General features: G+C 36.7%; 15 protein-coding genes and 1 other annotated feature. All 15 genes read left to right on the top strand.

Translation table 11 applies throughout. The features are described from left to right. The first annotated feature begins 163 nt into the window (after positions 1-163). Positions 164-1,738: a DUF3794 and LysM peptidoglycan-binding domain-containing protein gene (locus F8153_RS02295; protein WP_151864737.1), complete on the top strand. Its 1,575-nt coding sequence runs from the start codon at positions 164-166 to the stop codon at positions 1,736-1,738. 440 nt (positions 1,739-2,178) lie between these two features. Continuing rightward, positions 2,179-3,084 (top strand): 4-(cytidine 5'-diphospho)-2-C-methyl-D-erythritol kinase, encoded by a 906-nt coding sequence (ispE, locus tag F8153_RS02290; protein ID WP_151864736.1) that lies wholly within the window; start codon positions 2,179-2,181, stop codon positions 3,082-3,084. Continuing rightward, on the top strand, positions 3,047-3,730 hold the full coding sequence (locus F8153_RS02285; protein ID WP_151864735.1) for a GntR family transcriptional regulator: 684 nt from the start codon (positions 3,047-3,049) through the stop codon (positions 3,728-3,730). The genes ispE and F8153_RS02285 overlap by 38 nt, the downstream gene beginning before the upstream one ends. A gap of 27 nt (positions 3,731-3,757) precedes the next feature. Next, positions 3,758-4,492 carry a nucleotidyltransferase family protein gene (locus F8153_RS02280; protein WP_151864734.1) on the top strand — a complete coding sequence of 245 codons (735 nt, stop codon included), beginning with the start codon at positions 3,758-3,760 and terminating at the stop codon, positions 4,490-4,492. 104 nt (positions 4,493-4,596) lie between these two features. After that, the gene (locus F8153_RS02275; protein WP_151864733.1) at positions 4,597-4,803 is read left to right on the top strand and encodes a CLC_0170 family protein; all 207 of its coding nucleotides are present in this window, start codon (positions 4,597-4,599) and stop codon (positions 4,801-4,803) included. Positions 4,804-4,819: 16 nt separating this feature from the next. Then, complete coding sequence (locus tag F8153_RS02270) at positions 4,820-6,388, top strand: spore germination protein (RefSeq protein ID WP_151864732.1); 1,569 nt, start codon at positions 4,820-4,822, stop codon at positions 6,386-6,388. Next, positions 6,389-7,498, top strand: coding sequence for a GerAB/ArcD/ProY family transporter (locus F8153_RS02265; RefSeq protein ID WP_151864731.1), 1,110 nt, complete (start codon positions 6,389-6,391; stop codon positions 7,496-7,498). Beyond that, positions 7,491-8,630: a Ger(x)C family spore germination protein gene (locus F8153_RS02260; RefSeq protein WP_151864730.1), complete on the top strand. Its 1,140-nt coding sequence runs from the start codon at positions 7,491-7,493 to the stop codon at positions 8,628-8,630. Before F8153_RS02265 ends, F8153_RS02260 begins: the two co-directional genes overlap by 8 nt. A 122-nt stretch (positions 8,631-8,752) precedes the next feature. Beyond that, positions 8,753-9,418: a stage II sporulation protein R gene (gene spoIIR, locus F8153_RS02255; RefSeq protein WP_151864729.1), complete on the top strand. Its 666-nt coding sequence runs from the start codon at positions 8,753-8,755 to the stop codon at positions 9,416-9,418. A gap of 377 nt (positions 9,419-9,795) precedes the next feature. Further along, positions 9,796-9,975 (top strand): small, acid-soluble spore protein, alpha/beta type, encoded by a 180-nt coding sequence (locus tag F8153_RS02250; protein WP_151864728.1) that lies wholly within the window; start codon positions 9,796-9,798, stop codon positions 9,973-9,975. A 214-nt stretch (positions 9,976-10,189) separates the two neighbouring features. Further along, the gene (locus F8153_RS02245; RefSeq protein WP_151864727.1) at positions 10,190-11,290 is read left to right on the top strand and encodes a D-alanine--D-alanine ligase; all 1,101 of its coding nucleotides are present in this window, start codon (positions 10,190-10,192) and stop codon (positions 11,288-11,290) included. A 24-nt stretch (positions 11,291-11,314) separates the two neighbouring features. Beyond that, on the top strand, positions 11,315-11,737 hold the full coding sequence (locus F8153_RS02240; RefSeq protein WP_151864726.1) for a DUF1934 domain-containing protein: 423 nt from the start codon (positions 11,315-11,317) through the stop codon (positions 11,735-11,737). 209 nt (positions 11,738-11,946) lie between these two features. Then, positions 11,947-13,185: an MFS transporter gene (locus tag F8153_RS02235; RefSeq protein ID WP_151864725.1), complete on the top strand. Its 1,239-nt coding sequence runs from the start codon at positions 11,947-11,949 to the stop codon at positions 13,183-13,185. Positions 13,186-13,416: 231 nt separating this feature from the next. Beyond that, positions 13,417-13,671: a binding site (T-box leader), on the top strand. Between the two features lie 122 nt (positions 13,672-13,793). Next, positions 13,794-15,083 (top strand): aspartate--tRNA(Asn) ligase, encoded by a 1,290-nt coding sequence (gene aspS, locus F8153_RS02230; protein WP_151864724.1) that lies wholly within the window; start codon positions 13,794-13,796, stop codon positions 15,081-15,083. A 159-nt stretch (positions 15,084-15,242) separates the two neighbouring features. Beyond that, the gene (gatC, locus tag F8153_RS02225; RefSeq protein WP_151864723.1) at positions 15,243-15,530 is read left to right on the top strand and encodes an Asp-tRNA(Asn)/Glu-tRNA(Gln) amidotransferase subunit GatC; all 288 of its coding nucleotides are present in this window, start codon (positions 15,243-15,245) and stop codon (positions 15,528-15,530) included. Positions 15,531-15,537: the final 7 nt, after the last annotated feature.

Raw genomic sequence — 15,537 nt, 5'->3', positions numbered from 1 at the left:
CAAAAGAAGTGAAAATCAAAAGATTTTCGCTTCTTTTTTTTATACATGCTTCATATATATATAAAGAAATCTACTTGGCCAAACAGTGATAAATAAATCATATTCTGAAATGGAAGCAATATGATATATTAAAGATTATATCAATTTGGAGGGAGGAAGCAAAATGCCTGTAGAATTACTAAAGGATACTTTGGCAACGGATATTACAATAGCCGAGGATACTGCCCAGGCAATCATTGAGGGGGATATATTGGTGCCTGATATAAAGCCCGATATTTCTCGGGTAATATCGGTAGATGGTACAATACAAGTAAATAAGCTGGAGGCAGGAGAAAACAAACTAACTACGGAGGGAAGTATTAAATTCAAAATACTTTATGTTTCAGATAGGGGGGATGCTGCCCTATATAGTATTGATAGTAGCACAGCCTTTAAACAAACAATGAATCTTGAAGGGATGAACAATCAAACGTTGGCTAAGGTTGATGCTGTTATAGAACACATTGACTACACCATAAACAACGAAAGAAAAGTTGGTGTGAAGGCTGTCATTAATCTAAAGGCCACAGGTAAAATGAAACGTCAAAAAGAAATTACCAGAGAAATAACTGGATTAGAAGACATTCAGGTGCTAAGGGAGAATTTCAATTATACAGAGGTAATAGGCCAAGCTACCTCAGAAACCTTAGTTAAGGATACATACGAATTATCTGAAGACCTGCCCGGCATAAGGGAAGTGATTAATTGGAGGGCAACAGCCGTTGAAAGGGAAACGAAGATTACCGATGGCAAGGTAATTGTAGGAGGCATCATGAATATCGAACTCCTATATATTGCCGATGATTATGATGGAACATTAAATATCTTTAAAGAGTCCATTCCCTTTACTCATTTTGTAGAAATTGATAGGGCTCAATCAGATATGAAATACCTGCTTAAGCTAGAGGTTCCAGAGGTTTATACTTCGATTAAAGAAAACCTTCAAGGTGAGGAAAAGGTGTTGGAGGTAGAGGCTATTACAAAGATTGGGGTTAAAGTAATCAACAATATTACCCGGGAGTTTGTTGTGGACGCCTATTCTCCATCAAAAAAGATTAAGATAAAGAAGGATTCTATAGATTTTAAAGAAAACATCGGAATGAATCGATCCCACGTAATGTTGAGGGAAACCATAGATATTCCCAACAGTATGCCATCTATAGCAAAGGTTTTTTCAGCATCTGCAAAGCCAATCTTATCGGATTACTCCATTGTTGATGATAAGGCTGTAATAGAAGGGATACTAGAGGCATCCATCATTTACTTAGCAGAGGAAGGGGATTTACCCATATACAGCATTAGACAAGAGGTACCCTTCAGACATTATGTAGATGTAGATGGGTTAAAGGACAATATGAGTGCAAATATAGATCTATATACCGAGGAAGTAACCTTTGAGCAGATTAATGGCCAACAGGTGGATATTAAAATTAATGTAGGGGCCGCCTGTGAAGGATATTTGAACAAAACCATTGAAGTGGTGAATGAAATTCTAGAGCTTGAAGAGGAAGCTGTCAATACAAATAAACCCAGCTTAACCATCTATTACATTCAACCAGGAGATACCCTCTGGAAAATAGCTAAAAAATACCGAACTACCGTTGAAAGGCTTATGGCAAGTAACACCCTGGAAAATTCATTAAATATTAAGGTAGGAGATTACTTACTGATTGAAAAGGTCCATCACTTTAAGTTCTAAACCGCCCTAGGGTGGTTTTTTTTTGCCCAAGGAATGGTGAAATACTTTCGTTCTTCTTTTCTATAGGCTATAATTATATAGACATATAACAGTCATTTAATCGTATATTTTTATTAGGGCGATTTTTTATTTAATAGGAAAGTTTTCTTGTTACCTATTAAATGGGGGGATTTTAAGGGGGCACCCCCCTTATAAAAATAAGGAGAGGTGAGTTGTGTCACGAAAAAGTGACACTATGCTACGAACGGCGTCGAGACGGTGAGACGACCGAAAACGAAGTGTCCTAGAGAACGCATGGGTTCTCTGGAAAACAAAAGCATTTTAACCATAAATATTAATGCATGAAATGCTTTTGTTATAATCTGTCCTTCGTCCTATAATTATCAATTAGCAGGAAAAAACTTACGAAGGTATAATATATACAAGGGAGATGATGGGGGATGAAAAATATTCATTTAAAGGCAAGGGCAAAGATCAATTTATCCCTAGACGTATTAAATAAACGACCTGATGGTTATCATGAGGTTGAAATGATTATGCAGCAAATCAATCTATACGATGAAATAAGACTTTTCGAAAGAGATGTCAATGAAATCAGGATTTTAACAGGCTGTAAATTTATCCCTACCAATGCCACCAATATTGCCTATAAGGCTGCTGAGCTAATGAAAGAAAGCTATTCAATTGATAAAGGTGTAGATATTTATATTAAAAAGAATATTCCAGTTGCAGCGGGATTGGCAGGGGGAAGCACCAATGCTGCTTCAGTAATAAATGGATTAAATAGAATGTGGAGGCTAGGACTATCTCTAAAGGAAAGAATGGATTTAGGAATAAAAATCGGGGCAGATGTACCCTTCTGTATCATGGGGGGAGCTGCCCTTGCAGAGGGAATAGGAGAAAGACTAACTCCTATCAATTCCCTAAAGAATGTTTGGTTTTTAGTTTCTAAGCCTTCCATATCCGTTTCGACGGCGGATGTATATAGTCAGCTGGAATTGACAAAAATCATGGAGAGACCAGATAATAAGCTTTTGTTAACGGCCATGGAAAAGGAAGACATTGTAACAATCTCAAAAAATATGAAAAACGTACTTGAGACAGTAACAGAGACCAAATATAATGATATAAAGAATATCAAAAGAAAAATGATAGAGTATAATGCATTGGGAAGCATGATGTCGGGTAGTGGCCCAACGGTTTTTGGCATATTTAAAAATCATAAACGTGGAAAGGCTGCCTACAACAACTTATCTAAGCTATATAAGCAAACCTTTCTTGTGCAAAGCTATTATGGGAGGAATGAGGATGAACAATCTACAGAGTTTAAAGATAGAAAGCTTTAAACCCTTAAGAGAAATCGTTTTTGAAAACTTACGGGAAGCTATCCTAGAGGGAAAACTTGAGCCCGGTCAGAGATTAATGGAAATTCAACTAGCCGATCAATTAGGGGTTAGTCGTACTCCTGTTAGAGAAGCCATAAGGAAGCTGGAGCTAGAAGGCTTAGTAATTATGGTGCCTCGAAAGGGAGCCTATGTAGCTGATGTTTCTATTAAGGACATTATGGAGGTACTGGAAATTCGAGCGGTTTTAGAAGGCTTAGCTGCTTCTTTGGCAGCTGAAAGAATGACAGAAGAAGAGCTTGATGAGTTGGAGCTTTTATCTTATCAGTTTAAGCAATGCTATCAAAAAGATGATGTTGATGGGATGATTCAAAAGGACATAGATTTTCATGAACGAATATTTATTTCTGCTAGAAATCAAAAACTCATTCAAATAGCCCTTAGTCTAAGGGAACAAATTCATCGCTTTCGAGTAACCTATATCTCTGAGTATAACAAGGGTAAAGACCTTGCAGCCGATCATCAAAAAATTGTAGAGGCAATTTCTGAGAGGGATGCAAATAAGGCCTATGAAATTGCCACCAGCCACATTGAAAATGCAGGAAGCAATATGATGGAATCTGTACTTTATGGAAAGGACAGAGACTAAATCAGATATACAACAGGAGGCGTATCCATGAAGGTGATATTATTAGCCGGGGGGAGCCCAAAGGATCAAATCGAATTTGATGGTTATAAATCCATAATAAAACTAAAGGGTATTTCTATGATCAGATACGTAGTAGATGCCCTATCCTCGACAGATGATATTGAGGAAATCATTATAGTAGGGAATATTCCAGATTTACCCTCTGTACTAGATGGAAATACCTATAAACTTCTGGAGGAAGGCCCAACCATAATGGATAATGTACTAAGGGGATTAGACTTTGCTGGCGATGAGGACTTTATTTTGATTGCAACCTGTGATATTCCTTTAATAAAGGGAGATATCATAAAGGGCTTTATCGAAGAAGGCATAAAGGCCGATGTAGACTTGTTTTATCCAATCATTGATAAGGAAACCTGTATAAATGGGTATCCAGATATAAAAAGAACCTTTGCGTCCTTAAGGGAAGGAGAATTTACTGGAGGGAATCTCATTTTGTTAAAACCAAAGGCCATATCTAAAATCGAGAGGGTTGGCCGCTATATGATTGATAATCGAAAAAATCCCTTAAAAATGAGTGCCTTCTTTGGCCTTGGCATTATTACAAAATTCTTAACCAAAACCTTAAGCATAGCCCAGTTAGAGGAGTACATCGAAGACCGATTTGATATTAGTGCAAAGGCCTATCACTGTAAAAATCCTGAAATATGCCATGATTTAGACGATCCAAAGGAAATTGAAATATTTGAAAAATACCTATAAAAGATTTAGAGGAAACTCTAAATCTTTTTTTATATTCTTATTTGCTGTATATAAACACCTATTATTGCAAAAATTAAAAGAGATTCTAAAAAGAGGTGAGGGTTTTGAATTTTATTATTGAGAACTTAAAGGACCTATTTACTTTACCAATTCTTTTTTTATTTATTTTTATCGGTGTTTTTTTGCTGCTGGTGGATGTACCTCTTCTTAAAAGGAAAAAGTATGACAGGGAGGCCTTGATGGCTAAACTACTGGGCTATGCCTATATAGCCGGCAGTATAGCTGTATATTTTATGTTTCAAATCATCTAGGGTAGGAGGCATTTAAATGGGACTATGGGATAAATTGTTTAGCAAAGGCAATAAAAATCAAGATGGATTAAAGGTACATAAAAACATTGATAAAAACTTGCAAGCTATCAAAGATATTTTAACCGATGCTTCAGATGTAGTATATAGAGAAATTAAGGTTGGAGATGAATTAGATTATAAGGCGGTTTTAATATATGTCGACGGAATGGCAGATCGGATACTTCTCAACAAGTTTGTTCTAACCAACTTAATGATTAGCACCAGAATCACTGATGAGAGACCTATTTCAAAGGAAGAAGTACCAAAGCTGATAAAGGAAAGGGTAATAGCAGTTTCAGAAACGAAGGAAGTAGATACCATTGACGATGCAGTTTTGAACATCCTCAGTGGTGAGACAGTACTACTATTAGATGGCTACGAAAAAATCGTAATTGTAGCTTCAAAGGGCTGGCCCGCCAGAGGGGTTTCTGACCCTGTTACCGAGTCGGTTATTAGGGGGCCTAGAGACGGCTTTACCGAGACACTAAGGGTAAATACCGTTTTAATACGGAGAAGAATAAGAGACCCTCGATTAAAAACAAAGCCCTATCAGCTAGGGGTGAGATCAAAAACCGACGTAGCAGTATTTTATATCGAGGACATTGTAGAGAAGAATTTACTGGAGGAAGCAAATAAACGCTTGAAGCAAATAGAAATAGATGCAATATTGGAAAGTGGAATTGTGGAGCAATTCATTGAGGACAATTGGATATCTCTCTTTCCGCAAACCCAGTACACTGAAAGGCCAGATGTGGTGGCAGCAGCTCTCTATGAAGGTAAGGTGGCAATCGTGGTAGATAACAGTCCCTTTGTTTTACTAATACCTGCAACCTTCAACTCCTTGATGCAATCTGCTGAGGATTATTATGAAAGGTGGGCCATTGCAACAGCAATAAGATTTCTAAGATATTTGGCTGTTTTTATCTCCTTAACAGCTCCTTCTTTATATGTAGCCCTTACCTCCTTTCACCCCCAAATGATTCCTGTTAAGCTGGCATTAGCCTTAGCTGCCAACCGTCAGGGAGTACCCTTTCCATCAATTGTGGAGGCATTATTGATGGAAGCCACCATTGAAATTTTGAGGGAAGCTGGGGTTCGGCTACCTAAGCCCATTGGAGCCACCATAGGAATTGTAGGCGGTTTGGTGATTGGTCAGGCAGCGGTGGAGGCAGGACTTGTAGCCCCCTTAATGGTAATAGTAGTAGCTGTAACGGCCATATCGTCATTTGCAATACCCAGCTACAATGTATCCATTGCTTTTCGTTTATTAAGATTTATCTTCATATTTGCAGCAGGATTTCTAGGTCTTTATGGTATTTCACTAGTAGGCTTGCTTTTGCTGATTCACCTATGCAGCTTAAAAAGCTTTGGAACTCCATATCTATCACCCTTTGTTGTATTTATAGATAATATAAGTGACTTAAAGGATTCCATCATTAAAGCTCCTGCCATTGCCTTAAGCAATAGACCTTCTACAGCCAATAGAGGGCAAAAAAACAGGATGGACGATAAAAGACCAGAGGATTTTGGGAAGGGAGAGAAATAAATGTATCAAAACAATGATAAAATATCCATCTCTCAAATAACGAGTATTTTAATATTAACCTTAGTGGGAACAGGAATTCTAACCTTACCCCAGGCCTTGGCTGAGGAAGCAGCCACAAATGGCTGGATTATAATAATTGTCGGTACCCTTTCAGCTCTATTGGTTGCCTTCCTCCACAGCTATATTGTTAAATCCTTTCCAGGAAAGGGTCTTTTTGAAATACTTGAAGCCACCCTAGGTAAACCAGTGGCCCATATAATCGGAGCAATATTCTCTCTATACTTTATTGTAATTAACAGTTTTTTATTAAGGATTTTTGGAGAAGTGGTAAAGATGTTTTTACTTTTTAGAACTCCTATTGAAGTAATCATGTTCTTTATGCTAGCTACAAATATCTATTTAGTACGAAGAGGTATAGAGACCTTGGCACGGCTAGCCGAGCTTCTTTTACCATTAATTTTAATACCCTCCTTAGTTTTATTTTTACTCACCATTCAAGGCACGGACTTTAGCAATTTGCTTCCGGTTTTTCAGCTTTCAGTTGGAGATATTATCAAGGCATTACCCATCGTTTTTTTCAGCTTTCTGGGCTTTGATTTAATTTTGGTATTTGGAAGATTCGTGAAACCTGAAAAGAACATTTCTAAGGCCATGGCCATTAGTATATTGGTTGTAGGTTTACTGTATGTATTTCTTAATACCATCACATTAGCTAGGTTTGGGGTAGAGCAAACGGTCCACTTAATATGGCCTACCCTCACAATTTTTAAAACCATTGAATTTCCAGGCCTCTTTATTGAAAATGTTGAGGCAATAGTTATGGTTTTATGGGTTTTTATCGTTTTTATGTCTATGGCTCCCCTTTTTTTAGGAGCAACAATCACCCTATCCAACTCAATGAATATAAGAGAACACGGATTTTTGGCCCTTCCCTTAATACCCATAATCTATTTTATTTCACTATTTCCAGATAGTGTAACAGAAGCCTATTATTACTTAGATTATTTTACAAAATTTATAGCAACCTCAATTATAGTAATCATTCCATTAATAATAGCAATGGTGATTGTCTTCAAAAGGGGTATCAGGAAGGAGGATCAGGGTGCGTAATAAACGATTAATTATGTTGGTGTTATTGATGGCAGCTACCTTACTAGTGGGTTGCTGGGATCAGGTGGAAATCGATGATAGAATTTTTATTGCTATCTTAGGCTTTGATATAGCTCCTGAAGATCTTGCTGAAAATCCTGGTCAAAGCAAGTATCAGCTGTCTATATCCTTTCCTAATCAATCAGGAGGACTTGGGGGAGAGGTGGAGCTGACAAATGTTTATCTAAGCTCTCTAGGCAGTAATATGCATTCCATATTAAGGCAAATTGGAGCAAGAACCAGTAAAAGTATTTACTTTGGACATCTACGGGGATTGGTCCTAGGGGAAGAGCTGGCTAAAGACCCTAGAATGATACGTGAAATTTTGGATGCCTTTGAAAATAATCCTTTAATTAGTAGAAGAATTAGCATAGGAATTGTTGAGGGAAAGGCTAAAGACATTATAGAGATGGAGCCCCAACAGGAGGGTGACGTTGGTCAGTATATCACCAGAATTTTTAGAAAGATGGATAAAAGCCAAAGGGCCCCCTTAATGGATATAGGTGAGGTGCTAATATCCCTCCATAATAATGGAGATGTATTAATACCAAGATTAGTACCAGATGAAAAGGAAATTAAAACAGCTGGTTCGGCTGTTATAAAGAATTTTGCTCTAGTGGGCTGGCTAGGAGAAAAGGAAACCATTGCAGCCAATATGGCTGCAGGAAAGGTTGATTTAATTGTAATAGACATTCCTTTTGAAGAAATGCTTATACCCTATAACATTACCGACGGTAGAGCTAGATATGAGATATTCCATAATAAAGAGGATATAATATTTAAAATTGAAATAGATGTAGAGGGGGATTTGGAGCAAATGTATCTGAATGCAGAGGAGGATTTGACAGATCCAAAATTTATCAATGAGCTGCAGAGCCAAGCAGAAAAGAAGATTAAGGATATGGTGGAGGGAACCCTTGTGAAGCTGCAAAAAGAATTCAATTCTGATGCCTTAGATATTTCCAGCTATATTCAGAAATACCACCCTAGCCTATGGAAGGAGATTGAAGAGGATTGGGATGAGGTATATAAGAATATGAACTTTGAGGTAGTTGCGGATGTTAAAATTAGAAGGGTTGGATTATCAAGATAATAAATAGTTTTGCAATGAAGGCCTCCTTATACGAGAAAATATAAGGAGGCTTTGTATATTTTTTCCCCCTCTTGTACATACTGAAAGTGTACATAATTTTTGGTGAGGGAGGAGAAATTTAAGTGTATAAATCAGCTACTATAATTACCTTCATATTAATACTAATCATTACAGCTATTTATATAATTCCAGAGGAAAATAAAGCCGCCATTAATACCGGCTTTCCAGAGGGAGATATTATTCGCTTTCATGTTTTAGCCAATAGTGATGCCCCAGAGGATCAGATCCTTAAGGAAAAGGTGAGGGATGCGATACTGCCGGAAATGTCTAAGCTTATGGTGGGTGTAGAAGACGTTGTGGAGGGTAAGAAAATCCTGCAAAATAATCTTCAATCCATTAAGGCTATTGCAACACAAGAAATAAAAGACAATGGAAAAGCCTATCCCGTTGAAGTGGTTTTAGAAAATCATTTATTCCCCACAAGAAAATACGGTGACATGGTTTTAGCAGCAGGTGAATATGAAGCCTTAAGGGTTATTATAGGTGAGGGCAAGGGCCAAAACTGGTGGTGCGTGATGTTTCCTCCCCTATGCTTTGTAGATATCAAAAGTGGCTTAATAGATGAAAAGACAAAGGAAGAGTTACAAAAGGTCTTAAGTGAAGATGAATATCAGATACTAATATCTGAATCTGATACAACAGAGGTGCCAATTCAATTAAAGTCTAAAATATGGGAATGGATAAAATCCTCAAAGGATAATCTTATGAGATTCGCTTCGAAATTCTAATATTAAAAGTGCATGGGTACATGCACTTTTTAATTTAATAGGAAAGTTCTCTTTTTTCCTATTAAATGGGGGATTTTAAGGGGCCCCTCCCCCTTATAAAAATAAGGAGAGGTGAGTTGTGTCACGAATAAGTGACACTATGCTACGAACGGCGTCGAGAAGGTGAGACGACCGAAAACGAAGTGTCCTAGAGAACGCATGGGTTCTCTGGAAAACAAAAGCATTTTAACCATAGAAAATTAACGCATGAAATGCTTTTGTTATTTAAGAGTTTTTGATCTTTAAATAATATTAGATACAATAGTAAAAAATAAAAATAAGCCTTAAAGGTTTAATTATAAATTACTAATTATGAATTAATATAAGGAGGTATTCAAATGAGCAAAAATAATCGTCAGAGGCTACCGGAAGATGCAAAAACAGAGATTGCAAAAGAGTTGGGGATTTACGATACAGTTGAGAAAGACGGAGATTTTGGTAATGTAACCTCGAGAAATTGTGGCAACATAGTAGCTAAGGCTGTTGAGAGGGCAGGGAAGAATATAAAAAATAGTTAAGAATTAAGAATGAGGAATGAAGAGTAAAGACCACAAGGAAACCCAGTTATGGTAGCGTATAGAAATAATACGTAAGAATGCTGGGTTTCTGTAGTATAGAACATAATGGTTTTTCAATCGTTATATATCGGTTCTTTTATAAATATAATCGCCAATTAAAGTTGCCAATTACCATAAACAAGAGTAGAATAGTAATATGAAAGAGGGTGAAGTAATGAGCAAGCTCAATGTAATGGTTCTATTTGGAGGAAGATCCGGGGAACATGAGGTTTCTTTAATGTCAGCAGCCTCTATTTTAAAGGCGATAAGCAAAGAGAAGTATAATGTTATACCCGTTGGAATTACTAAAGATGGCCTTTGGAGGGTATGCAATAACCATATAGATGAAATTGAATCCGGAGAGTGGGAAGGTATTCATAATCTGCTATTAGAAAGTAATAAGACAAATGATTGTATTTCTCTACTACCCCTAGAAAAATTTAATGGATATGTTTCAACAGACAATAATAGTCTACAGAAAATTGATGTGGTATTTCCTGTTCTACATGGACCCTATGGGGAGGATGGTACAGTACAGGGATTATTAGAGATTGCAGGAATCCCCTATGTAGGAGCTGGAGTTTTAGCCTCTGCTCTAGCTATGGATAAAGCAATGATTAAAAAACTTTTTATTTCTGAAAGGATCCCTCAGGCTGCCTTTGAGGTGATCTATATGAAAGCCTTCAGAAGGAACCCTGATACTTATATAAATGCTCTAGAAGAAAAATTTAATTATCCTGTATTTGTTAAGCCGGCCAATTTAGGATCAAGCGTTGGAATTAGCAAAGCTAAAGATAGAAAACAGCTTTTAGAAGCAATAGAAGAGGCAGGTAAATTTGATCGTAAAATTGTTATTGAAGAAAATATAAATGGACGGGAAATTGAATGCTCAGTATTAGGAAATGATGATCCAATTGCGTCATTACCAGCAGAAATTATTCCCTCCCATGAATTTTATGACTATCAGGATAAGTACTTCGATGGTAAAACACAATTTATAATACCGGCGGATATCTCAGATGCAATGATTAAAGAAATACAGGAAATGGCAATACGGTCCTATAAGCTTATTGATTGTACTGGCTTAGCCAGAATAGACTTCTTCATAGAAAGGGACACCAATAAAATATTACTGAATGAAATCAATACAATGCCGGGTTTTACCAAAATAAGCATGTATCCTAAGATGTGGGAGGCTACGGGTATCCCCTATGAGGAGCTTTTTAACAGATTAATTCAATTGGCAATAGATAGGTTTAGGGATAAAAGCCAATAGTAAAAAGGAGAACCGATTAAAAAGATGAAGGAAAATATTTTAATTAGAATTACTGGGAAGCAAAAGGATAAGTCTGGAGAAGAAAATCAGATAGAACTGACAACTGAAGGCACTATTTACGATAAAGGTGATAATATCTATATAGTTTACGAAGAAACAGAAATTTCAGGGATGGAGGGAACCACAACAACCCTAAAGATTGAGAAGGACAACAAGGGCCTCCTGAAGAGATACGGAACCAATGTCTCAACAATGGTTTTTGAAGAGGGCAAACGTTCAAACACTCTATATCAGACGATGTTTGGAGATTTTGAGATGGAGGTATTTACCGATAAGGTAGATATAAGCCTTAATAGAGATAAGAAAAGAGGAAAAATCCAAATAGACTATGATTTGTTTATAACTGGAATGGTTGAAAGTAAAAATCAATTAAATATTAGATTTTAAAGGGATGGGGCTACAGTAAAAATTACTGTAGTCTTTTTAAATTATTAAAGGATTTGAAACAAAAACAACGAAGTATATTATATAATTTTTGTAATAAATATTTTAAATAATTGAAATGTATTGACAAAATACGACAACTCTTAAATAAAATTTTTTATATAATAGTGTAGCGTAAGATTTTAATCTTAAACAAAATTGGGAGGGAGAAAATGGACAAGTATTTAAAAATCCTTAAGAATAGAGATTTTAGTCTTCTGTTCGGCGGACAGTTTGTTTCAGAAATAGGAACGATGATTAATTTTGTGGGTCTTATATGGATGATTCAGAATCAGACTGGTTCTGTATTTAATGTAAGTTTATTACTGATAATGCTGCGGATACCATCTATATTTATTGGTCCTATTGCAGGTGTATGGGTTGACAGATGGAATAAAAAATTTATTATCATTCTTTCAGATATTATCAGAGGTTTATTATCAATTTTACTAGTATATCTTCTTTTCATAGGCAGTTATAATTTACTTACTATTTACTCTATTGTTCTACTTCAAAGTATTTTTGATGTATTCTTTAATCCAGCAGTTCGAAGCGTTGTGCCTAGATTGGTTAAAGAGGAAGATTTAATAACTGCCAACTCTATGACGGCATCTGTTCCAGAGATCGCAATGCTATTAGGGCCTGCCATTGCTGGAATCCTATTATTAAACTTTGATATTCAATTGATTTTTCTAATAAATGGAGTATCTTTTTTGATTTCCGCTCTATTTGAGTTTTTTATTAGAATCCCTTCAATAGAAAAAGAAACAGAAGAAAGCCCCTCTAGCTTTATGGTGGACTTAAAAGAAGGCTTTACATATATTTATAAAAACAGACTTATAAAATACTTTATATGCTTTTTTGCTTTAGCTTCAATCCCCTTTGGAGCAGTACCCGTTTTAAATCCTGCCTTGTTATATAGCTTAAGTTACACAGCAGAGACCTACGGATATATTACCACCATCTTTAGTGCTGGACTGATATTAGCAGCCCTAGGAATTGGGGGTATCAGCAAGAAAATCAGTGAGATTACAATGATTGTAGTTGGAATTTTAGCATTTGGATTAAGCTATGCAGCCTTTGGATTGTTTAACCATATCTATTCAATGTATTTCTTTGTATTTCTTTGTGGTGCAGCAGCTGCCTTCGTTAATATATCCTATGGAGTATTCTTGCAAAAAATTGTTGAACCATCAAAATTAGGAAGGGTTTTTAGTATTGATATGGCTATAGGGAATGCCTTAATGCTGATTTCAATGCTGGTTATCGGGAAGGCTGCCGACACAATAGGGCCTGCAATATTAGTGGTAGGAAGTGGTGCCTTTATGGCCTTATTATCTCTATTCACACTAAATGTTAGAGTATATAAAGATGCTAAGGATAAGCAATTAACCACAGCGCCGGCGGAGTAGCAAGCTTTTACCAAAAAAAAATTTAAAAAGCTTATGTGTTTATTAGTTTAAAATATAGGGATTTTTGATAACTTCAAGCTTTCTTGTTTGATAAAATTGGAAGAAGTAAATATATAAGTAAAAGCAATAAATACAGTATAAGTTTTTTGAAAAAATAAAATAATATAGAAATAACTATTGCATTCTGAAAAAAGAAGTAATATAATCGTATTTAAATAAATGTTAAGCCCATTAAATGCATTGATGGGGAGAGTAAGTACTATCGCCGATTTAAAGCGAGTTGGGAACGGTGAAAGCCCAATATGAAGCCTGTACTGAAGAACGCCCCTGAGCAGCTAACCGAAATCTTATTGAAAGTAGACTTAGTCGGAGGTTCACCGTTAAAGGAACTAGGTATCGACCATTGGTCCGTACTGACAAGAGATAGCTGTATTGCATGTTCAGCTAAGTAGGGTGGCACCGCGGATATGATATCCCGTCCCTATACCATATGGTATAGGGACGGGATTTTTTATTTTTTTCTCCACAGGAAAGTTCCTTACTACACTACTAATTTACACTTTTGTTTTAGGTTTAATGGGTAATAGAATATATAGGAGGAGTTTATCATGAAAAGGGTATACGTTAAAGATGTAAGAGAATATTTAGAAAAGGCCATACTGCTGAAGGGTTGGATTCACAAAATATATGATGTAGGTCAAATAAGCTTTATTCAGCTAAGGGATAAAACAGGAATCCTTCAGCTGGTGGTGGAAAAGAACCTTAGAGAAGGCTTAAGATTAGAGATGGCCATCGAGGTGGAAGGCTGTGTAGAAGAGAATCCAAAGGCTGCTGGAGGACTGGAAATTAAGACCACACGGATAACAGTTGTGGGGCAAGGAGATTATGAGGTTCTTCCCTTTGCCATCAACAATGGAGTAATCGATGCCCATTTAGAAACTCAATTGAATGAGAGGACTATAAGCCTTAGATCCCCTAAGGTAAGGGCCCCCTTTAAGGTCCAGGAGGAAATTGTTGAAGCCTTTAGAACCTTCCTGAAGTCCCAACATTTTTCTGAAATCCATACCCCAAAGATTATTGCCTCTGGTACTGAGGGGGGTTCGGAAATGTTTACAGTGAACTATTTTGATAGAAGGGCATTTCTAGCCCAAAGCCCACAATTCTACAAGCAGATGATGGTAGGTGCAGGCTTTGAGAGGGTATTCGAGATAGGTCATGCCTATAGGGCAGAGCTTCATAACACCTGGAGACATCTCAATGAGTATGTAAGCCTAGATGTTGAAATAGGCTTTATCGATGATGAAGGGGATTTAATGGATTTAGAGGAAGCCTTTTTAAGATCTCTCTTTCCCCATTTAAAGGAAACCTGTGGATATGAGCTTCAGCTGCTGGGTATAGAGCTACCAGAGATTAAAGAAATTCCGAGAATACCCTTGGAGGAGGCCCAAAGAGTTCTATTAGAGGGTTATCAAAAGAAATCTCCCCAAGGAAACCTTGATGCCGAAGGTGAAGGGATATTCTCCAGGTATATAAAGGAAAAGTTCGATAGCGACTTTGTTTTTCTAACGAAGTATCCAGCATCTAAAAGACCTGTCTATACAATGCCGGATGATGGCTTGCCTGGAATGACAAAAAGCTTCGATTTAATCTATAAGGGATTAGAAATTACCACGGGTGGCCAAAGAATTCATCAATATACTAGGCTAAGGGAGAACATGCTGGCCTTTGACTTAAACCCAGAGGACTTCGACTTTTACCTAAACACCTTTAAATACGGAATGCCCCCCCATGGAGGCTTTGCCATAGGTCTAGAAAGAATCACAATGAAAATCCTAGATTTAGATAACATAAGACAGGCAACCCTATTGCCAAGGGATTTGAAGAGGATAACACCATGATAAAGTTTAAAGATGAGAGATGAGAGATTATAGAGACAAACAGGTAATAGGTAATAAGGAATAAGTAATAGGTTATGAAATTTGCTAATGCAAATTTCAACATCAATTCAACATTCAACATTCAACATTTAACATTCATTCAAAGGGAGGTTTAACTACATGAAAATATCTAAGGAAGAGGTTCACTATATAGCCAAGCTGGCAAAGCTACACTTAACCGAAGAAGAAGCAGATAAAATGACAGAGGACTTTGAGAAGATTCTTAGCAACTTTGATGCAATAAGAGGTGTAGATGTTGAGGGGATTATGGGTGAAACCTTTAAAACAACTGAAGCACCCCATCTCAGAAAAGATGAAGAGAGGGTATTTGAAGATAAGAAAAAACTATTTCAAAATACCCTTGATTTAAAGGAGGGCTATATAAAGGTACCAAAGATTATTGAATAGAGGAGGG

It is taken from the genome of Alkaliphilus serpentinus, assembly GCF_009017255.1.
Classification (GTDB): domain Bacteria; phylum Bacillota; class Clostridia; order Peptostreptococcales; family Natronincolaceae; genus Alkaliphilus_D; species Alkaliphilus_D serpentinus.
This window is presented reverse-complemented; position numbering and strand designations above follow the sequence as displayed.